Genomic DNA, 21,216 nt, shown 5'->3' on the forward strand with positions numbered 1-21,216 from the left:
TTAAATTAATCTGTAAATTTGCTCGAAAACTAAAATGCTGCAAAAGAGCGTCTATTAGTATTGAAGTCTAAATTGAAGTTTTATGAGTCAGAAATCTTATGTAAAGTGTCTGGAATGCAATACCGTAAATGTAAACAGTGATTATTGCAGTAACTGCGGTGCTATTATAAATGTAGTGCTAAAGCGAAAACTCGAAACTGAAAAAAAGATTCAAAAAAAAGTTGAGGAAAACAAAACCAAAGAACCCAATAAAATTGAAGTATTTTTAAGGAAAGCCTCAGAACATCCAAATGCTTTTATCCGATTATCTTCTCAAGCCATATTCGCAGTCTGGTTATTTATGGCAATGGTAGTGGGCGGACTTATAGCGGCTGTTGTAGCAATTGCAGCAGGTTAAACAAAAAGTTATGTACAGGATAATCTATCTTTTAATGTGTCTTATCGCACTGATTATCTATGGTATGCAAAAAATGATGCTGCCTTTACCATCATTTATTAATAATTATGTAAATGATTTTCTGTGTCTGCCTATTATACTTGGCGGAATTTCTTTTGCCATTCGGCGGTTAAAAAAAGATCCATTTTTTAGACTTCCTCTTGTTTTTATAATTTGTTTCGCGGCCTATTATTCTTTTTATTTTGAATATTATCTGCCACAAATCAATCCCCGATATACGTCAGATTGGATTGATGTCGCGCTCTACTTTTTAGGTGGATTTGTTTATTTTTTTGGTGAAAATAAGTTGCTACAATAACTTTTTGGTTTATGCTATGAAATTCAGCTAAGAAAATGTCCAATTCAGAACTTAGTTGGTCCAGTTCCCAATTTTAATGCTTTTGTACAGTAGAGTTTCGCAATATCTTTGGTATATCAAATTGAAAAACAACCAATTAATCTTTAATGATATTATGAAAAAGACACAAAACACACCGAAGAAAAATCTTTTATCTACTGTAATCGTAGTTTTTATTTTTGCATTATTTATTCTTCCAAATGCAATTAATGCTCAGAAATCTGAAATAAAAAGAACAGATTTGCAGCAACATGATCTTAGTATTCCGGGAAAAGAAGCTGTACAGGCGACCATAGATTTTGGACCGCATACCGCTTTTGGAAAACATTATCATCCGGGTGAAGAAATTATCTACGTCTTAAAAGGAGCTATAGAATACGAAGTAGAAGGCAGCGCACCCGTAATGCTAAAAGCAGGAGATGTATTGTTTATTCCGGCAGGAACAGTTCACGCTGCTAAAAATAACACCAACGAAAATGCTGTAGAATTAGCCACTTATGTTGTAGAAAAAGGAAAACAGCTTGTAGTAATGAAAAAATAATTTTCATCTAAAATTGATTCTTAATTTGGTTCTGTTTCTAAAAGAAGAAATAGAACCATTTTTGTTTTTATCGCTATGTGTTTTCTAATAAGTGAAACGTCTTTTTTAGCGTAATCAAATCTATGCTTTTATGTGTTTAAAATATAGAAGCCTGTTATTGCTACTATTGAAGTTTTGTAATAACCACGCATAATCGTGTAAAATTTTATAAGGTAATCTGAAGTAAATTTAAGCTTTTGTAAATGAGAGGATTATTTTCATTTTCAGTCTAAAATTTAAATCACATAAAAACTTCAGTTATGATCCATCCAATTATTTACGATGAAAATAAAAAATTTGTTACGAAAGCATACGGAGCTTCCGGAAATCTTATAGGCGGCAAAACTCTAAGCGAAATGCAGATTGAGCGCTTTAAACCCAAAGCAGATGAAGTTTTAATCGAAATATTGTATTGTGGCGTTTGCCATTCTGATATTCATCAGGTCAACAACGACTGGAAAAATACGATTTATCCCTGCGTTCCCGGACACGAAATCATCGGAAAAGTTATAGAAATTGGTAGCGAAGTTTCTGCATTTTCACTTGATGACATTGTAGGCGTTGGCTGTATGATCGATTCCTGCCAAAATTGCAAGCCCTGTATGCACGGAGAAGAGCAATTTTGTCTGGGTCCAGTTGCACAAACGATGACGTATAACGGATATTTTAAACCAGACGGATCAGAGTACAATACTTTTGGAGGCTTTTCTACCCACATCGTAGTCAAAGATTCCTTTGTTTTACATATTCCACACAACCTTAAATATGCAGCAGCTGCACCAATTTTGTGTGCTGGAGTTACTACTTATTCGCCTTTAAAACATTGGGGAATTCAGGAAGGACATTCTGTTGGTATTATTGGGATTGGAGGTTTAGGCCACATGGGAGTTATGATTGCAAAAGCAATGGGCGCGCACGTAACAGCTATTACAACAAAAGAAGAAAAAAGACAGGCAGCGCACGAACTTGGCGCCGACGAAATTTTGATTTCTGAAGATGAAGAAGCAATGAAAGCTAAAGAAACTACTTTTGACTTCTTGCTTTGCACTATTCCCGAAAATTTTGACATTAATCCATATATTTCACTTTTAGCACCACGAGGCACTATCGTTACGGTTGGTTTACTTGGCCCGTACAAATCGCCAACCAATAATATGGAAGTGGCAAAATACGGCAGATCTGTAGCCGGTTCTTTAATTGGCGGTATTGCAGAAACTCAGGAAACACTTCATTTTTGTGCTGAACATAATATTCTGCCACATGTAGAAATGATCGATATAAAAGACATCAATAAAGCTTTTGAACAGATTAAAAAGGAACAAGTACGTTTTCGATTTGTTATTGATATGAAATCATTGGAGTAATTTTTTAACCCTTAAATTCAAAAAATGAATCCTCCATTACTAGCGTTTAACGATAAGGGAATTTACTGCCAGCAAGCCGATGTATATCTGGATCCGTGGAAACCGGTTAAAAATGCTATTATTACCCACGGCCACGCAGACCACTCGCGCTGGGGACATCAAAATTACATTACACATCATACCAATGTGCCGATTATAAAACATCGTTTGGGCGATATTAACGTTACAGGTAAAGACTGGAACGAAACTTTTACCGTAAATGGTGTTACATTTTCACTTCATCCTGCAGGACATATTATTGGCTCTGCACAAATTCGGGTAGAATACAAAGGCGAGGTCTGGGTTTTTACCGGAGATTATAAAACGGAAGACGATGGAATTTCTGTTCCGTACGAAGTCGTAAAATGCAATTCTTTTATAACCGAATGTACTTTTGGTTTACCAGCTTTTAAATGGACACCGCAAGCCGAAGTTATGACCGACATCAACAATTGGTGGGCAGAAAATCGTGCCGAAGGAAAAACCTCTGTTCTCTTTGGATATTCACTTGGAAAAGCCCAAAGATTGTTGAAATATTTAGATACCGATATCGGCAAAATATATACGCACGGAGCTATCGAAAATATGACCAACGTATTGCGTCCGTTAGTAGATTTTCCTCCGACAACGCGAGTAACTTCAGAAATTAAAAAAGAAGATTTATTGGGAAATATTGTCCTCGCACCGCCAAGCGCGCACGGAAGTACGTGGATTAGAAAAATGACGCCATACGTAACGGGTTCTGCCAGCGGATGGATGGCTTTTCGCGGTGCAAGAAGACGTCGTGCCGTAGATCGCGGTTTTGTTTTAAGCGATCATTGCGACTGGACAGGATTATTGGAAAGCATACAAGCAACTGGCGCTGAAAAAGTGATTTGCACGCACGGTTACTCGGATATTTTTTCGAAGTATTTACAGGAATTGGGTTATGATGCACGAACAGCGCATACACAATACGAAGGCGAATTAGGAGAAATGGATGCTAAAAAAGAAGAAGAATAACTTCGTTTAAAATGATACTGAATTTTTACGCAGATGAAACGGATTCGCTATCGCGAAGACGCTGAAAAAAACTGATTTCTCATTTTAGAGAAGAAAAAATCCGTGCCAATCCGCGTTTTTGCGATAGCGAATCCGTTTCATCCGTGTTCAGATTTACGTCACCAAAAAATAATAAAGCATGAAGAATTTTGCCGAACTCATAAAAACCTTAGACAGTTCTAATAAAACTTCCGTTAAAGTAGATGCTTTGACGCAATATTTTATGAATGCAAGTGATGAAGACAAAGTCTGGACGATTGCAATACTTTCGCATCGTCGTCCGCCGAGACCTGTCAATACCACTTTGCTGCGTTTATGGGCAAATGAATTGGCGAATATTCCGCCTTGGCTGTTTGAAGAAAGTTATCATATTGTGGGCGATTTGGCAGAAACCATTGCATTGGTAATTCCAACTACAAAAGAACATTCGGATAGAAGTCTAACCGAATTTCTTCAGGAAATTTTAGCCTTAAAAAAGAAAACCGACGTTGAGAAAAAAGAATATTTACAGACCAATTGGCTGGCGCTGAATTATTATGAACGTTTTGTTTTTACCAAATTAATTACTGGAAGTTTCAGAATCGGTGTAAGCCAGAAATTAATGACCAGAGCACTTTCTAAAGCTGAAAACATTGATGAAGATGCTTTGGCGTATAAATTAATGGGAGACTGGAATCCGAATACCATTACGTTTCAGGAATTGATTCTGGACGAAAAAAGCAGTGATTATTTATCAAAACCATTTCCGTTTTATCTCGCGTATCCAATTGAAGGCGAACCTTCAAACTTAGGAAATGCCGAAGAATGGAGCGCCGAACATAAATGGGACGGAATCCGCTCGCAGACGATTATCCGTGAAAACGAAATTTATGTCTGGAGTCGCGGCGAAGAATTGGTTACAGATAAATATCCCGAATTTACTTCGTTTATTGGAGTTATTCCGGATGGAACGGTGATCGACGGAGAAATTCTTCCTTTCGTAGAAAATGAAATCGGAACTTTTAACGATCTGCAAACGAGAATTGGACGAAAAACAGTTTCGGCAGCCATCTTAAAAAAATCTCCTGTAATTATAAAAGCTTACGATTTATTAGAATGGAAAGGCGAAGACATTAGAAATCTTCCTTTTGAAGAACGCCGTATATTATTAGAACAATTGTATGAAGATGTAAAAGATAAAGATATTCCACTGCAGCTTTCAGAAAGAGTAAAATTTTCGACTTGGGAAGAATTGACGGAAGAAAGGTTGCGCTCCCGCGAAATGAGAAGCGAAGGTTTAATGATAAAACGAAAAGATTCTCCATATCTCGTAGGAAGAAAAAAAGGCGATTGGTGGAAATGGAAAATTGAACCTTTGGTAATCGACGCCGTTTTAACTTATGCAATGCGCGGCCATGGACGACGTTCCAATTTATTTACCGATTACACTTTTGCTTTATGGCATCAAAACGAAAACAACGAACGCGAACTCGTCACTTTCGCGAAAGCGTATTCCGGCCTAACCGACGCCGAATTTAGAATGGTCGACGACTGGATTAAAAAAAATACATTAGAACGATTTGGTCCCGTGAGAAGTGTAACACCTCAACTGGTTTTTGAAATTGGTTTTGAAGGAATCTCACTTTCTAAAAGACATAAAAGCGGAATTGCCACAAGATTCCCGAGAATTTTGAGATGGCGACATGATAAGAAAATTGATGAAGCAAATTCTATAGAAGATTTGAAGAGTATGATTGTTTAATGTTTTTTGTTTCAGGTTTCAGGTTTCAGGTTTGAAATGAGGTTATCCTTCGACTTCGCTCAGGATGACAATCGCTTATGTCTGGCTGAGCGAAGTCGAAGCCCACACACAGGAAAACCTGAAACCTGAAACCTGAAACCTGAAACCTGAAACCTGAAACCTGAAACCTGAAACCTGAAACAAAACAAATAAAAAAAATGAACAGAGAAGAACTTTTTGCCGTAGCAAATGAATGGTTTCAGCGACAAGGCTGGAAACCATTTCCGTTCCAGACACAAACCTGGACGGCTTTTCTGCAGGGTAAAAATGGCTTACTAAACGCACCAACCGGAAGCGGAAAAACATACGCACTCTGGTTACCAATAGTTTTAAATTACATTAAAAAACATCCCAATTATAAAACCAAACATACGTCCGGACTTAAAGCAATTTGGATTACGCCTTTGCGCTCACTTTCGGTAGAAATAAAACAAGCTGCAGAACGCGTTGTAAATGATTTAGATACCAAAATGACCGTCGGGATCCGATCTGGAGATACTTCTGCGGGTGAAAGAGCCAAACAAAAAGGAAAAATGCCCGATTTGCTGGTTACAACGCCGGAGAGTTTACAGCTTTTGCTGGCAAGCAAAGGTTATGATAAAGTTTTTGGCAATTGCGAAGCGATTGTTATTGACGAATGGCACGAATTATTGGGGACAAAACGCGGTGTACAAACCGAATTGGCCTTATCAAGATTAAAAACAATTGCACCCAATATGCGTATTTGGGGAATTTCGGCAACAATTGGCAATTTACAGCAAGCACAAGAAGTTTTGTTGGGAGTAAATTCTGAAGCCTATCGTAATTCGGTTTTGATAAAGGCAGTCATTCACAAAAAAATAAAAGTCATTTCTATTATTCCTGATAAAATGGAAACGTATCCGTGGCGCGGACACATGGGTTTGCATTTGATTGATGAAGTGGCAAAAATTGTAAAAGCCAGTAAAACAACGCTTATCTTTACGAATGTACGTTCGGCGTGTGAAATCTGGTTTCAAAGATTATTAGAAAAATATCCTGAATTTGCCGGAGAAATGGCGATGCATCACGGAAGTATCAGCAGAGAAACCCGACGTTGGGTAGAAGATGCGATTAGAAACGAAGAATTAAAAGTCGTTGTTTGTACCTCGAGTCTGGATTTAGGTGTCGATTTTGCGCCTGTAGAAACTATTATTCAGGTTGGTGGGCCAAAAGGGGTTGCGCGTTTTCTGCAAAGAGCCGGACGAAGTGGCCATCAGCCAGGAAAAGAAAGTGTGATTTATTTTCTGGCGACGCACGCGATTGAATTAATAGAAGCTTCGGCATTAAAAAAAGCGGTTGAAGAAAGTGTGATCGAAGACAGAGTTCCGTACCTAAACAGTTGGGACGTTTTGGTGCAATACTTAAATACGCTCGCGGTTTCAGATGGATTTCTTCCCGATGAAATTTATAAGGAAGTAAAAGGAACTTTTTGTTATCAGGCTATGACGGAAGATAATTGGAACTGGATTCTGAATTTTATTTCAAACGGAAGCCAGAGTTTACAAGCGTACGATGAATATAAAAAAGTAGATGTTGACGAAAATGGCTGTTTTAAAATCAACAGCCGATTGATTGCCATGCATCACAGAATGCAGATTGGAACTATTATTGGTGATTCGGTTTTGAATGTAAAATATATGACGGGCGGTTATATCGGAACTATTGAGGAATGGTTTATTACGAAATTAAAGCCCGGCGACACTTTTATTTTTGCCGGAAAACGTCTCGAATTATTCAAAATCAGAAATATGCAGGTTTTGGTTCGAAAAGCAGATCCAAAAAAAATATCAAAAATTGTAAGTTGGATGGGCGGTCGTATGGCGCTTTCGGCACAAATGAGCGAATTACTGCGTCAGGAATTATACAGAGCGAATACTGATAATTTATCGCCGGAACTAAAAGCGTTGAAGCCTTTGTTTGCCAGACAAAGAAAAGAATCTATTGTGCCAAGCGACGACCAATTTTTGATTGAAACTTTTAAAACCAGAGAAGGTTATCACGCCATTTTTTATCCGTTTGAAGGTCGTTTTGTACACGAAGCTTTGGCAAGTTTACTGGCTTATAGAATTAGTTTATTAGTACCGATAAGTTTTTCGCTGGCGTACAATGATTACGGTTTTGAACTGCTTTCGGATCAGGAAATCGATATGCAGAATGTTTTGGATAATAATTTATTTTCTACAGAATATGTACATCACGATTTACAAAAAAGTCTGAATGCTACCGAAATGGCAAGACGAAAATTTCGGGATATTGCGGTAATTGCCGGATTGGTTTTTACCGGATTTCCGGGAAAAATGGTCAAAACAAAACACCTGCAAAGCGGTTCGCAATTGTTGTTTGAAGTTTTTCGGGACTATGAAAATGATAATTTATTATTTCAGCAGGCGTATCGCGAAACCTTTGAACATCAATTAGAAGAAGGCCGTTTGATTATGGCTTTAGAGCGAATTCAGAATCAAGAAATTATATGGAAATCCTGCATGAAGCCAACGCCTTTTAGCTTTCCGTTAATCACCGACAGATTACGCGAAAAATTATCGAGCGAAACATTAGCAGAAAGAATTAAAAAAATGACAGCTTCTTATATGAAGTAAAAAAATATGGTAATAGAAATAAAAAATCAAGCATTCATTTTACATTCCAGCGGTGCATTATTTTGGGAAAACAAAAAACTGCTTCTCATTTCTGATGTGCATTTAGGAAAGGTTTCTCATTTTAGAAAACACGGTATTGCGATTCCAAACAATGCCATTGCAGAAAATTTTAATAAACTTACGGCTGTTGTGGCACTTTTTAATCCCGAAAAAGTGATTTTTCTGGGCGATTTATTTCACAGTTCCAAAAATCAGGAATGGGATTTATTCGAAGAATGGGTTTCGTGCTGTGTAAGCGAAATTATCCTTGTTGCAGGAAATCACGATGTTATAGACAAAAAACATTATACTGATATTAATATCAGCGTTTTGCAGTTTCTGCAGATCGATGAGTTTTTACTCACGCATCATCCGACAGAAAGAAAAGGCTGGTTCAATTTTTCAGGACATATTCATCCGGGAGTTATATTGCGCGGTTTGGGCGGACAATCTTTAAAACTGCCTTGTTTTTATCAGAAAGAAAACCAATTAATTTTGCCCGCTTTTGGCGAATTTACAGGAAAACACATTATGAAACCCGATCGCGAAGATATTATTTACGCGATTGCAGAAGAACATATTATTGTGATTAGGAAAGAGTAAATTTTTTTTGGAACACTGATTTTACGGGTTAAACGGGTTTGCACAGATTTTTTTATTTCAGATATATCTAAATTAGAAGCGATTTACACAGTTTTTTTTTAATTAATAATCCGCGTAAATCCGTTTAATCCGTAAAATCAGTGTTCTAAATCTTTAAAAAAGTTCCAGTTGATTATTCGGATTTATTGGTTTGTTTTTAGGAGGTTTTGCATCTCCAAAAACGGTTTTACCGCCATATTTGTACGATTCATCTCTTTCTCTTTGTACCAAAGCATCAAAATTGGTATTTGGCGTAAAGCTTTCTTCGGCTTTTCTGGAGATTTCAGATAATTTTCTAATCGCTTCAATTTTATCGCTGTTGCCAATTTTAGCACGGTTTATGGCTCTTTGCAAAGTATCAATGGTTTCGTCATAAATTTTTATCGGAACCGGAAACGGATGTCCGTCCTTACCACCGTGCGCAAAAGAAAAACGCGCAGGATCTTCAAATCGGGTAGGCGTGCCGTAAATAACTTCGCTAACCAAAGCCAGCGATTGCAAAGCTCTTGGTCCCATTCCTTTTAAAAGTAAAAGCTCCTCAAAATCTTCGGGTTTATTTTCGTGTGTTGCCCAAAGCATCGCACCCAATCTTTTCATATTTACATCTTCAATCCTAACATCATGATGCGCGGGCATAGAAAGATGCTGCATTTCTTTCATGATTTTAGTGGGCGATTCTTTAGCCAATTCCAAAATTCCCGTTCTTGATTTTTCGGCAGTCTGAGCCGTAAGATTTAGAATAGAGCCCTGGTTTTCACCATAAATAAAAGTATGCGGTTCATTGATAAAAGATTTTAAATCCTGCGAATGCCAATGGTATCTTCTTGCGGTTTTAGAATTCGGATTCATTCCCTGCTGAATCACAGCCCATTGTCCTTTATTATCTACAATAAAATTATGCTGATACAATTGAAAACCGTCCTGAATAGCCGTGTTATCAACTTTTGCCGTAAGTCGGCTGCAATTTGCCAGACCAATGCCGTCAAGACCTGTTTTTTCGCCTACAAACAAAAGTTCCTGAGGCGTCTGCATAGAATGTTTTCCTTTTCCGCCGCAAATGTAAATTCCGAGTTCTTTAGAATGCGGATTTACCGATTTTTTTAATGCGCCAAGAACAGAAGTTGTAATTCCAGACGAATGCCAGTCCATGCCCATAACAGCGCCAAAACTCTGAAACCAAAAAGGATTGCTGAGTTTAGCAATAACCTCAGCAGTCGAAAATTCCATAGCAATAGTTTCTACAATGGCAAAGCCCAATTTAGACATACGCTCGGCAAGCCACAAAGGAACATGGCCATAATGTAATGGTAAATCTGCAGAGCCGGAACGTTTCATGAGGGAATTTTTTAGCGTTTATAAAATTAAGGAATAATACAGCATGCTTGTGTTAATAAAATGGCAAACTGATATTTTATAACTTAATGTGAAAATTGTATAACAATTCTGATTTTTAACTATTTAATTTTGAATGAATTAATAATTACGTCTAATAAAAAATTAAACTCTATGAAAACTTCATTCAAAACCAAACTTGCTCTTGTAGTAGCAATCGCAGGACTTGCTGTTTCTTGTAAAAAAACAGAAACTGTTCCGGCAGAAACTACGTATGATGCAGATACTACAGCAGTAGCGACAGACACTATGCAGACAACAATGGATACAACAGCTACAACTATTGACACAACGGCAACACCAGCACCAGCAAAATAGTAATGCTTTTTTAAGAAAAACAAAAAACCTGCGCAAATGCAGGTTTTTTTTATGTCTTTTAGAAACTGGTTTTATTTATGACCAGATTCTAAATACGATTTTAAGTTTTGAACGTCGTCGTTTACCATTTTTTCAAAAAACGGATTTAAAAGTTTTGCAGCACCTTCGCCGGCAATGCCAAGAGGAGCGCGATACGAAATCGTAATGTCAAGTTCTGTTCCTTTTCCTTTTGGTTTAAAAACAACTTTCCCCACATTATTAACCGGCGCATCTGTGTGTGACATCCAGCTTATAAATTTATCTTTTTCATCTTTTATAATTTCAGCATTCCAGGTCAGCGTTCCAATTCCGGCTGGACCTTTTGCAGTCCATTCAGATTGCGTGTTGCTAAAAGTTCTAATCTCTTTTAAGTGATTCATAAATTTTGGCAGATTCTCCAGATTTCTCCAGAACGAATACACTTCGCCAACTGGTTTATCAATAACACTGCTTACTCTAATATTTACATTATAAGCTTTGTCATTTTTAAGATGATCTACAGCATCATAAACCGGACAATAACCGCTGATACCTCTTAAGAGCATACTGCCGCCGATACCGCTTTTGGTTAGATTTTTTTCTTTTTTTGCCAAACCATTATACAAAAGGTAAGCACCGCTGGTTACCATAATAATACGTTCTAATGTAGAAACGTTATTTTTTACTTTAGGTAAATGACTTTTTATCTGTTCAGAAATTTGTGTTCTAGCTTCCATACTATTTTCTATTAATAAGTTTATTTTAAAAAAAATCCATTGCAGATAAAGAGTCATTTGCAATGGATTTTTTATAGTTTTAAACGTTTATACAGTTTGATTTGATGTTCCAGTTTCTGAAGCATTTTTTCCTGTAAATTCGCTGATTTTATCTTTTAATGTATTCAAACAGTCAGATTTCATATCTGCTAATTTGTTTCTTAAATCTTCGCCTTTTTCTGGCGCAAATAATACTCCTATTGCTGCACCCACTGCTGCGCCTGTTACTAGTGCGCATAATACTTTACCTGCTCCCATGATATTTGTTTTTTTAAGTTAAAATTTTAATTTTTAATAATTATATTAATCGACAGCGTATTTCTCGCTTTCGTTCATTTCATCAATTTCTTCCTGATCCAAATCATCATCATTTTCCAGACTATATAATTTTTCTCTTAGCGCCAGAGTCAGTTCATTGGCTAATAAAGCAACATTATAACCTGTATTCGAATTGTTTTGATGATTAAGATAATCCGTTTCTTGATTGTTGTATTTATATGTATTCATCTTTATGCTATTAAAATAGATTTTAAAATTTATCTTCAGAATTCTTAAATGATTTTGAAAATATCTCTTTTACAAAGTTGCGATTCTATTGAATAAAATTCTTTACATAACTTTTGGAAATTTTTATAGTATTTTAATTATGAAGTTATTATGAGCATTAAGTGAGAAACTATTTTCAAAATTTTAAATAGTAATTTTAGAATTCTTTATTCTTCTTCGTCATCCTCATCCAAAAAAGCATCGTCCATATCGCTGTCTTCCTCAAAATCTTTGTCGGGATTGTAAAGCGGATTTGAATCGTCTTCATAATCCTCAGAACCGGCATTGTTATTTGCTCTGCGATCTGGTTCTAAATTATTTCTGTCGTCGTGCTGTAATAAATTTTCGTTCAGACCAAAATTTTCGTTTTCAGTATTTTTTGACGTGTTTTGATTATTGTCCATAATTTCTGTTTTTAAATTTTCAATACAGTTTTCTAAAACTGAATAATTATTTCTAAAGATTGATAGTGCTGTTTTAAAAAAAAATAAGCCCAGAACCTTTATAAATAGAGGTTGTGGGCTTACTTGTTTTACAAATCTCGATCTCTTCTTAAAGGATTTCTTCGAATCTCATCATAATTGGGTTCTAGATTTCCTTCTTGATTTTGATCTGTTCTTCTGTTTTCATCATCAGTTTCAGGAGAATTTATGCCGTTTTCGTTATCGCTATACCGATTTGGCTGTTCAGTGCTGAATTCTTCAGCTCGTCTGTCCATTCTGTCTTCCTCTGGATTTTGGTCTTGAAGTTCAGATCTTTCATAATTATCTGGGCTTTGTCCTTCTTTATAATAATTACGATCGTCCTGATCATAATTACGGTTTTTATCATTTTCCATAATAGAACATTTTAAAAATTAATAATTACTTTTTAGCAGGGCTTTTTTTTACTGCTTTTCCTGTTTCAGAATTTTTAGTATTACTTTTTCCGGTTGTTTTTTTGTCAGCCATTTTTTTGCTGTCATTTGCATTTGTGTTCATGATATAATTTTTTAAAGATTAATATTCCAAAATTAGAAGTTTGAATTTTCTTTATTTTATACAATTGAAATTTGTAATTATATAATTTTCAGTGTGATATGTTGTGGAGTTTGTAAAAAATGATTTTTTTTTAAATTGAATTTTTTAGACTAATGATTAGAAGAAAAAAGGTAAGTGTTAAAATTATATAAGCGCAAATGGATATTATATAATTCCATTTTAAAATTTTATACAAATATTTGCTTAGTATTTTAAACCTTTAAACTTAACTAAGATGAAACAATTTTACCCTTTTAAATTATCAATTTTTAAATCTGTAAATAGTTTGGATTAAGTGCTTTTAAGTTTATTTCCCCCAACTTTTAAAAACTTATATTATGAATAAAAAAGGACAAATAATAATTATTGATGATGACTTGCAAGATCTTGACTGGCTTGCGGAAGTTTTTAATGAATTAGAAATTACGAACGAAATTTTATATTTCTCAAGCGGGCATAAAGCTTTTGAATTTTTTAAAGACAATAATTCGAAAATTTTTTTGATTTTATCTGATATTGTGATGATGAATCTGGACGGATTGAAATTAAGAGAAATGTTGTACGAACATATGGATGTTAGTTTTAAAAACATTCCGTATATCTTTTTTACGACTTATGCAGAGAAAAAATTTCTGGAACTTGCGTCTGTAGATTCTAAACAAGGTTATTTTGTAAAACCGAGAAACTACGACACTTTAAAGGATATGATAAAAACAATTCTGAATTATTGGAATCATGCCGAATCATTAAGCAGTTATGATCATAAATAAGAAAAGCCAAAACACTAAGTTTTGGCTTTTTATTTTATAGAAAACAGCGTTGCAGCATGGTTTTTAAATTTTCGCTTGACGAATAATAAAATCTATTTTAATTGTTTGATGTTTAAATAATTAGTAGGTTTTAATGTTGTAATTTTACTACTTAATTATATAATTTCTTGTCTGCTAATCTTGGTAAATTTGATAGAATTAAAACAATTTAACTTATTGAACCTAAGATGAAATTTACTGGTTTTTAACTTCACCCTAAGCGTTAAAATCAACCATGATTATACACCTCTTTTTACTATTTAATTAAATCTGACTTTAGAATCAATATGAAAAAAATTATCTATCATAATAGTCTTTCTATTGTTTTTATACTATTGTTTGTAGGCGCTTTTGCCGGACAAATATTCTTTGGAATACAAGAATATAATAAAGATCTGGTAGAAAACGGAGGCCATATCGTGACGCTTTACGAATATTTTGCAAGCGGTCATTTTCTGGAAGGTACTTTTGAAAACTGGGAAAGTGAATTTTTGCAAATGGGCTTGTTTGTATGGTTTACAATTTTTTTGAGACAAAAAGGTTCATCTGAATCAAAAAGATGTGAAGGAGAAGAAGAAGTAGACCGCGAGCCGTCTCCGAACCGAAAAGATGCGCCATGGCCGGTAAAGAAAGGTGGTTTCTGGCTTCAATTGTACAAAAACTCATTGACGATTAGTTTGTTTTTGTTGTTTATAGCTTCCTTTATTCTTCATTTATATGGAAGTTTAAAAGACGAAAATACGATGAATCTTTTGAAAGGAAAAGCAACAATTTCTTTAGGAGAATATCTGCAGGAATCTCGTTTTTGGTTTGAATCTTTTCAGAATTGGCAGAGTGAATTTCTATCGGTTTTTACCATAATTGTCCTGTCGATTTTTTTACGCCAAAAAGGATCTTCGCAATCTAAACCTGTTGATGCACCGCATAGCGAAACGGGGGAATAAGTTTAGAGTTTAAAGTTTATTGTTTGATGCTTAGGCTTAAAGCGATTATTAATTCATTAAAATCAAAAATTATGTCACTTTTAAAATACAATAAAAAACGAAATTTTAAAGACACTGCCGAACCAAAAGGAAAGGTTGGAAGATCGGAGAATGAATTAATTTTTGTGATTCAGAAACATGCCGCGTCGCATTTGCATTATGATTTTCGTTTGGAAATGGATGGTGTTTTAAAAAGCTGGGCAGTGCCAAAAGGTCCGTCATTAGATCCAGAAGTAAAACGTCTGGCGATGATGGTAGAAGATCATCCGTACGATTATAAAGATTTTGAAGGCACAATTCCCGAAGGAAATTACGGTGCCGGAAATGTGATTGTATGGGACAACGGAACGTATCTTCCTGCTGATGAAAACTATAAAGGAACTGCCGGAAATAAACTGCTGGCAGATCTTAAGAAAGGACATTTGAGTTTTACGCTGAAAGGTAAAAAATTGAAAGGAAATTTTTCGCTCGTAAAATTAAAAGGAAAACAGGAAAATGCCTGGCTTTTAATTAAAAAAGAAGATAAATACGCGACTACAACTGATATTCTTAAAAAAGATAAATCGGTGATTTCTAAACTCGATTTGGATGTTTTAGAAAAGAAATCGGAGAAAGAAAAAACAGTTGCGAAAAAAAAAATAGCTGATACGAAAAAGCAAGCTGTCGCTGAAAATGAAGAAATAACACCTCAAGAAGAAGCCGTTGGTTTTAAGAAACCAATGCTGGCAAGTCTGGAAGAAAAACCTTTTGATGATCCTGAATGGATTTTCGAAAATAAATATGACGGTTATCGCGCGCTTGCTGTAATTAATGATGATGTTCAGCTTTTTAGCAGAAACGAGATTTCATTCACCAAAAACTTTCAGCCGATTACAGATGAATTGAAAAAAATAAAACATCAAACAATTTTGGATGGAGAAGTAGTGGTTGAAAATGAAACTGGACATTCTGATTTTCAGTTGCTTCAGAATTATTTAAAAACCGGAAAAGGGAAAATTAAATATTATGTGTTTGATATTCTAAATCTGGATGGAAACGATATTACCAATTTTCCTTTATTAAAACGAAAAGAACTTTTGAAGTTATTATTGGCGAAATATAAATTACCCAATATTATTTATTCGGATCATATTGAAGAAAAAGGAATTGCGTTTCTGGAAGTTGCGGCGAAAAAGAAAAGTGAAGGTATAATGGCTAAAAAAGCAGACAGTTTGTACGTTTCTGGAAGACGTACAAATGACTGGCTTAAAATAAAATTATCACAACAAGAAGAGGCAATTATTATTGGGATTACGGCACCGCAAAATTCCCGTACGCATTTTGGTGCTTTGTTGTTGGGACAATACGAGGATAATGTTTTAAAATTTATTGGCAAATGCGGAACAGGTTTTACGCAGGAAACCTTAAAAGAATTGTATGATAAATTTGAGCCTTATTTTTTAGAAAAATCTCCGCTTGAAGAAAAAGTACCGCTTCGGGATAAAATACAATGGATAAAACCAAAGTTTATCGCGCAGATAAAATTTGCCGAATGGACGGAGGATAATCATCTTCGTCAGCCGGTTTATTTAGGACTTAGAATTGATAAAAAAATTAAAGAGGTTCTCTTTAGTGGAAAAAATAAAGAAACAGTCACAGAAAATCAGGAAAAGATGGAAAATACAGCGACACTTAATGCAGCGCATGAAAATAATTTGGATTTGAAAGTAGGGAAGACGACACTGCATTTAACCAATCAGAACAAGGTTTATTTTCCGGATGACGGGATTACAAAAGGCGATATTGTAAATTATTATAATGACGTTTCAGATTTAATTCTGCCGTATTTAAAAGATCGTCCGCAATCTATGTACCGTTTTCCGAATGGTATTTCGGGGCCGGGATTTTACCAGAAAGATGTTGATGACGATAAAATTCCGAACTGGCTAAAAACCAAAGAAATATTTTCGGAATCTAATGATGCCAATATTGATTATTTGATTTGTAATGATAAAGCGACTTTGCTGTATATGGCCAATTTGGGTTGTATAGACATTAATCCGTGGAATTCGACAATTAAACACATTGATAATCCGGATTGGGTTGTGATTGATATTGATCCTGAAAAAGACGATTTTAAAGAAGTGGTAAATACAGCACTTGCGGTAAAAGAAGTTATGGATGGCTTTGAAACAGAATGTTACTGTAAAACTTCTGGTGCTTCTGGACTTCATGTTTATATTCCGCTAGGCGCGAAATACGATTACGATACAGTAAAAATATTTGCAGAACTTATTGCTCATGAAGTGAGTTTAAAATTACCGGAAACCACAACTTTGGAGCGTTCGATAAAAAAGAGAAACCATAAAATATATATTGATTATCTGCAAAACAGAAAAGGGCAGACACTTGCTGCGCCGTATTCGGTTAGACCAAAACCTGGTGCAACTGTTTCTACACCTTTAGAATGGAGTGAGGTAAATGCAAAATTATCGCCTTCTCAATTTACGATTAAAAATGTATTGAAACGTTTTGATAAAAAAGGGGATCTATGGAAACCAGTTTTAGGAAAAGGTGCAGATATTAAAGCAATATTAAAGAGCAGTCAATCAGTTTGATTTAAACCATAAAAAAAGCATAAATCATAATAGGTTAAGATTATGATTTATGCTTTTATTTTTGAAAATAGATTGAATTTCAATTCGAATTAAAACTATTTTATGATGACTTTTTCTTTTTAGTTTCAAGACTTGCTTTTAGCATTTCCATTAAATCGTCGCTTTGTTTATGAACGACTTTTAATTTAGGCGCTGCTTGTTTTTTGCCTTTGGCTTTATCTTTTATAATTTTGAGAAGTTTTGCTGTGTATTCATCTTTGTAACTAGAAATGTCAAATTTTTCGGTAAGCTGTTCTACCAATTTATTGGCCATATCCATTTCCTTCACTTTAGTTTTAGAAACTGGAGGAAGTTTTAATTCGTCAGTATCTCTAATTTCCTGCTCAAATCGGATTCGGTTTAATACAATGACATTTTTGTACGGTTTTAAGATGGCTAAACTTTCTTTGTTACGAAGTACAAAACTCGTAACGCCTACTTTTCCTGAGGCTTGTAATGCATCACGCAATAATGCATACGCTTTCATCGCGCCTTTATCAGGTTCCAGGTAATAAGGCTGTTCATAATAAATACTGTCTATTTCGCTCTCGAGCGAAAAACTTAAAATATCGATCGTTTTCGTTTTTTCTGCGTCTGCAGCCTCAAAGTCTTCATCATCCAGAATTACATATTTTTCATCGATTTTATATCCTTTTACAATATTAGAAAACGTAACTTCTTTCCCTGTAGTTTCGTTTACCCTTTTAAATTTAATATTAGAATGATCGTCTTTGTCGAGCATATCCATATCCAGTGTACTTTCCTGCACAGCAGAAAATATTTTGATGGGAATATTAATTAATCCAAAACTAATAGAACCTGTCCATATTGATCTCATAATAATGATTTTAAGATTAGTCGTTGTAGTTCTCAGTCCTTAGTTTTTAGATACTCAGAACCTATGTTCCTTTGTCGCTTTGAACCTTTGAACCTTTTTTAAAGAACTTCTTCAGAAACCCAGGTTATAGCTTGGTCAAATTCTTCTTTTTTAAAACCTTTAAATTCACCCGGAATCAAATAGCTAAAACCATTTGTAAAAGAAATTATGCCTGCAGAATCTGTAATAATTGCAGCTCTGTTCCATTTTGCAATATTTTTGAGTCCCAGCATCGCGTCCTGAAGCCAGGCGCCGGCAGTAAAATTTTCTAATTCAGTATCTAAAACCAGTAAAAAATTAATCTGATTCGTTCGCTCTATCAAGCGTTCTACTTCCGGCAGTACAACATTTTGATAATCTTCTTTGGTAACTTCTCCTATGGCGCGAAAAGCCACTATATTATTCGGAATATCTGCTATTGACTGTATCATGATCTGTGTTTTAAAGTTTGAATAAATTTACTTTATTGACAGATTTTTGGGTTACATGGTTTTGGGGATTTGTTGTAAGATGTTCATATATTGTTTGTTGGAGAAAGATTCAGTATGTCTTAGTGAAATTTTTAATCAAAACTTCACCGCTGCAACTTTCTCCGTCAAATTTTTCCAATAACGTTTCGGCATGTGTTTCAAATGAAGACGCGTATTTTTTCTGGATTCGATATTTACGCTCGTAAAATACTGCAGCCACAGATTCTGGAAAAACTCCTCGTCATTATCACAGATTTCAGCTAAAAATTTAGAAGAATTTAAATCACTGCTAAATTCCAGCTGAACAGTAGCAACAGTTTGAAGATCATAATAGATTCCGTATCTGCGTTTTGTATCGTAAATCAGCCAGCGCTGGTCTGCGTAGCGATTTTTAAAATGGCTTTCTATAAGAGGCAGAACATCGCATTCGGGTTCAATAACGGCGTAATATAACTCGTCTTTTGTGAGTTTAAAACGAACAAAAGCTTTCATTCTGTGGGTTTCTCTTCGGGTTATTTTGGCTGCTTTTCGAATATTCCAGACAATAATATTGCCCAGATCTTCTTCGATATTTTTTGTACTCGAAAAAACATAACTCACGAACTCAAACATCATTTCTTCTGACTTTTCTACCTCCGATAAAAAAGTTTTGTAAATGCTGTGATAACCTTCATCAGAAAGGCGTTGTTTTAATCCGTTAGAAACGCGTTTTGCTTTTTCAGGATCAGTTACTACAAAGTAAGTTGATGCAAAAAGTAAAGTTGCAGCAGGTTCTATTTTAGCAAAAACAATATCTTGTAGTTTAAACTCATAAATTTCAAATACTGCCGTCAGCCAGCCTTCATAAGTTCCGTCATAAATTACTTGTGTCATGTGCCGAATAAAGAAAGTTGATTAGAGAAATCATTCTGATATTTACTTTTCTGAATATCCAAAATATGATCTTTAATTTGTATCGCCGTATAATCTTTCTGCAATAAAAAAGGGGATGCAAATGCCAAAAAGAATTTCGCTCGCGTATAAGCAATTCCCATTCTTTTTAAATCTTCAGGAAGCAATTTTTTAAATTTTCTGGCTGCAACAATTTTCTGAGCGCTCAAAAAGCCAATACCGGGAATACGTTTAATAAGTTCCAGATCTGCAGTATTAATATCAACCGGAAATTGATTCAGATTACGCAATGCCCATCCCAATTTTGGATCAATATCCAGATCAAGATTGGGCTGATCGAAACCTACAATTTCATTTACATTAAATCCGTAATAACGAATCAGCCAGTCGGCCTGATACAAACGATTTTCGCGTATTATAGGAACCGGAGTGCCAATAGAAGGAAGGCGGTTGTCGTGGCTTATAGGCACATAGCCTGAATAATATACGCGGCGCATACTCATTTGCTGATAAAAATAATCCGCCATTCCTAAAATTTCCATATCACTTTCTTTTGTAGCTCCAATAACCATTTGTGTGCTTTGGCCGGCAGGAGCAAAAAGCGGTGCTTTATAATTTGATTTTCTTTCTTCTTTATGACCCGCAATTTCATTTTTAAGATATTGCATCGGTTTAATTACATCTTTATGATTTTTATCCGGAGCGAGTAATTTAAGACTTTGTTCGGTTGGCATTTCTACATTTACGCTCAAACGGTCGGCATAAATTCCGGCTTCTCTCAGCAGTTCGTTGCTTGCACCGGGAATTGCTTTTAGATGAATATAACCATTAAAATTATGTTCTAATCTTAATTTCTTAGCAATTCGAACCAAGCGTTCCATCGTAAAATCGGGATTGTCAAAAATGCCCGAACTCAAAAATAAACCTTCAATATAATTTCTTCTGTAAAAACCAATCGTAAGATCAACAACTTCCTGAACTGTAAATGCGGCACGTTTTACATCGTTGCTTTTTCGGCTTACGCAATACGCACAATCAAAAATACAATGGTTGGTCAATAAAATTTTTAGCAGCGCCACACAGCGTCCGTCTTCAGTGTACGAATGACAAATTCCAGAATTGCTGGCATTTCCCAATCCTTTGTCCTTATTTTTTCGATTGCTTTGACCTGACGAACAGGATACATCATATTTTGCAGCATCAGATAAAATCGACAGCTTTTCCATTACTCTTTCATGCACCATTTTAATTCTCTTTTTGGATTAATTTTTTTGCTGTTTAGAAGTTTGTTTCCAGAAAAACGAAACTTTATATAGCGATATAAATCAGTGGTTTCTCTATTTTTGGATAGGTCAAAATTAGTTCAAATTGTAACAATTTAAGGATTGAGTCGTGTTCTAAATTGTAACAAAAATTAAGAAGATTTCAATATTTTATTAAGAGTAATTCTTACTTATATGATGCATATAAAATTAAATTACTTTTCTTTGCATTTTAATTGCAGCTGTATCTTACTATATGCTGATCAATTTTAAAATTTCCAATTTAGCGCTGTAATATATTTCGAGTCACAACGTTTAAGAG

At 35.0% G+C, this 21,216-nt stretch carries 22 protein-coding genes; 12 read left to right on the forward strand and 10 right to left on the reverse strand.

Annotation, left to right across the window (positions count from 1 at the left end; translation table 11 throughout):
- The first annotated feature begins 82 nt into the window (after positions 1 to 82).
- The 8 genes from EV144_RS12870 to pdeM all read left to right on the forward strand — a co-directional run bounded on the left by EV144_RS12870 (position 83) and on the right by pdeM (position 8,858).
- Entirely contained in the window at positions 83 to 397 is a 315-nt protein-coding gene (locus EV144_RS12870; protein ID WP_134149376.1) for a hypothetical protein, read from the forward strand.
- 10 nt (positions 398 to 407) lie between these two features.
- Positions 408 to 755: a hypothetical protein gene (locus EV144_RS12875; RefSeq protein WP_243854665.1), complete on the forward strand. Its 348-nt coding sequence runs from the start codon at positions 408 to 410 to the stop codon at positions 753 to 755.
- 154 nt (positions 756 to 909) lie between these two features.
- Entirely contained in the window at positions 910 to 1,335 is a 426-nt protein-coding gene (locus EV144_RS12880; protein WP_134149378.1) for a cupin domain-containing protein, read from the forward strand.
- Between the two features lie 299 nt (positions 1,336 to 1,634).
- The gene (locus EV144_RS12885; protein WP_134149380.1) at positions 1,635 to 2,738 is read left to right on the forward strand and encodes an NAD(P)-dependent alcohol dehydrogenase; all 1,104 of its coding nucleotides are present in this window, start codon (positions 1,635 to 1,637) and stop codon (positions 2,736 to 2,738) included.
- Between the two features lie 24 nt (positions 2,739 to 2,762).
- Positions 2,763 to 3,779, forward strand: coding sequence for a ligase-associated DNA damage response exonuclease (locus tag EV144_RS12890; protein ID WP_134149382.1), 1,017 nt, complete (start codon positions 2,763 to 2,765; stop codon positions 3,777 to 3,779).
- Between the two features lie 178 nt (positions 3,780 to 3,957).
- On the forward strand, positions 3,958 to 5,559 hold the full coding sequence (locus EV144_RS12895; RefSeq protein ID WP_134149384.1) for an ATP-dependent DNA ligase: 1,602 nt from the start codon (positions 3,958 to 3,960) through the stop codon (positions 5,557 to 5,559).
- A gap of 197 nt (positions 5,560 to 5,756) precedes the next feature.
- Positions 5,757 to 8,216, forward strand: coding sequence for a ligase-associated DNA damage response DEXH box helicase (locus EV144_RS12900; protein WP_134149385.1), 2,460 nt, complete (start codon positions 5,757 to 5,759; stop codon positions 8,214 to 8,216).
- Positions 8,217 to 8,222: 6 nt separating this feature from the next.
- Positions 8,223 to 8,858: a ligase-associated DNA damage response endonuclease PdeM gene (gene pdeM / locus EV144_RS12905; RefSeq protein ID WP_134149387.1), complete on the forward strand. Its 636-nt coding sequence runs from the start codon at positions 8,223 to 8,225 to the stop codon at positions 8,856 to 8,858.
- 153 nt (positions 8,859 to 9,011) lie between these two features.
- Here pdeM and EV144_RS12910 read toward each other — a convergent pair whose 3' ends face one another.
- Positions 9,012 to 10,232 carry a DUF763 domain-containing protein gene (locus EV144_RS12910; protein ID WP_134149389.1) on the reverse strand — a complete coding sequence of 407 codons (1,221 nt, stop codon included), beginning with the start codon at positions 10,230 to 10,232 and terminating at the stop codon, positions 9,012 to 9,014.
- Between the two features lie 171 nt (positions 10,233 to 10,403).
- On the opposite strand from EV144_RS12910, the gene EV144_RS12915 reads away from it, so the two are divergent.
- Positions 10,404 to 10,607, forward strand: coding sequence for a hypothetical protein (locus tag EV144_RS12915; protein WP_134149391.1), 204 nt, complete (start codon positions 10,404 to 10,406; stop codon positions 10,605 to 10,607).
- A gap of 71 nt (positions 10,608 to 10,678) precedes the next feature.
- Here the strand turns inward: EV144_RS12915 and EV144_RS12920 are convergent, their stop codons facing one another.
- The 5 genes from EV144_RS12920 to EV144_RS12940 all read right to left on the reverse strand — a co-directional run bounded on the left by EV144_RS12920 (position 10,679) and on the right by EV144_RS12940 (position 12,785).
- A complete protein-coding gene (locus EV144_RS12920; RefSeq protein WP_134149393.1) occupies positions 10,679 to 11,362 on the reverse strand; it encodes an SRPBCC family protein in 684 nt (227 codons plus the stop codon).
- A gap of 87 nt (positions 11,363 to 11,449) precedes the next feature.
- On the reverse strand, positions 11,450 to 11,659 hold the full coding sequence (locus EV144_RS12925; protein WP_134149395.1) for a YtxH domain-containing protein: 210 nt from the start codon (positions 11,657 to 11,659) through the stop codon (positions 11,450 to 11,452).
- Between the two features lie 45 nt (positions 11,660 to 11,704).
- The gene (locus EV144_RS12930) at positions 11,705 to 11,908 is read right to left on the reverse strand and encodes a hypothetical protein (protein WP_134149397.1); all 204 of its coding nucleotides are present in this window, start codon (positions 11,906 to 11,908) and stop codon (positions 11,705 to 11,707) included.
- Positions 11,909 to 12,114: 206 nt separating this feature from the next.
- Positions 12,115 to 12,351, reverse strand: coding sequence for a hypothetical protein (locus EV144_RS12935; RefSeq protein ID WP_134149398.1), 237 nt, complete (start codon positions 12,349 to 12,351; stop codon positions 12,115 to 12,117).
- Between the two features lie 128 nt (positions 12,352 to 12,479).
- Positions 12,480 to 12,785, reverse strand: a complete 306-nt coding sequence (locus EV144_RS12940) for a hypothetical protein (protein WP_134149400.1) — start codon at positions 12,783 to 12,785, stop codon at positions 12,480 to 12,482.
- Between the two features lie 519 nt (positions 12,786 to 13,304).
- Between EV144_RS12940 and EV144_RS12945 the strand changes: the two genes are divergently transcribed.
- From EV144_RS12945 to ligD, 3 genes are all read left to right on the forward strand, one after another.
- Complete coding sequence (locus EV144_RS12945; protein ID WP_134149402.1) at positions 13,305 to 13,736, forward strand: response regulator; 432 nt, start codon at positions 13,305 to 13,307, stop codon at positions 13,734 to 13,736.
- 326 nt (positions 13,737 to 14,062) lie between these two features.
- Positions 14,063 to 14,719, forward strand: coding sequence for a DUF6766 family protein (locus tag EV144_RS12950; protein ID WP_134149403.1), 657 nt, complete (start codon positions 14,063 to 14,065; stop codon positions 14,717 to 14,719).
- Between the two features lie 71 nt (positions 14,720 to 14,790).
- The gene (ligD, locus tag EV144_RS12955) at positions 14,791 to 17,355 is read left to right on the forward strand and encodes a DNA ligase D (RefSeq protein ID WP_134149405.1); all 2,565 of its coding nucleotides are present in this window, start codon (positions 14,791 to 14,793) and stop codon (positions 17,353 to 17,355) included.
- A 100-nt stretch (positions 17,356 to 17,455) separates the two neighbouring features.
- On the opposite strand, the gene EV144_RS12960 is transcribed toward ligD, so the two are convergent.
- The 4 genes from EV144_RS12960 to EV144_RS12975 form a co-directional block, all read right to left on the reverse strand.
- Complete coding sequence (locus tag EV144_RS12960) at positions 17,456 to 18,232, reverse strand: Ku protein (protein ID WP_134149407.1); 777 nt, start codon at positions 18,230 to 18,232, stop codon at positions 17,456 to 17,458.
- 98 nt (positions 18,233 to 18,330) lie between these two features.
- Complete coding sequence (locus tag EV144_RS12965; RefSeq protein ID WP_134149408.1) at positions 18,331 to 18,702, reverse strand: STAS/SEC14 domain-containing protein; 372 nt, start codon at positions 18,700 to 18,702, stop codon at positions 18,331 to 18,333.
- A 135-nt stretch (positions 18,703 to 18,837) separates the two neighbouring features.
- Positions 18,838 to 19,614 (reverse strand): TIGR03915 family putative DNA repair protein, encoded by a 777-nt coding sequence (locus tag EV144_RS12970; RefSeq protein ID WP_134149409.1) that lies wholly within the window; start codon positions 19,612 to 19,614, stop codon positions 18,838 to 18,840.
- Positions 19,611 to 20,876 carry a putative DNA modification/repair radical SAM protein gene (locus tag EV144_RS12975; protein ID WP_134149411.1) on the reverse strand — a complete coding sequence of 422 codons (1,266 nt, stop codon included), beginning with the start codon at positions 20,874 to 20,876 and terminating at the stop codon, positions 19,611 to 19,613. The genes EV144_RS12970 and EV144_RS12975 overlap by 4 nt, the downstream gene beginning before the upstream one ends.
- Positions 20,877 to 21,216 lie beyond the last annotated feature (340 nt).

The sequence above is a fragment of the Flavobacterium sp. 270 genome, from assembly GCF_004368785.1.
Taxonomy (GTDB): domain Bacteria; phylum Bacteroidota; class Bacteroidia; order Flavobacteriales; family Flavobacteriaceae; genus Flavobacterium.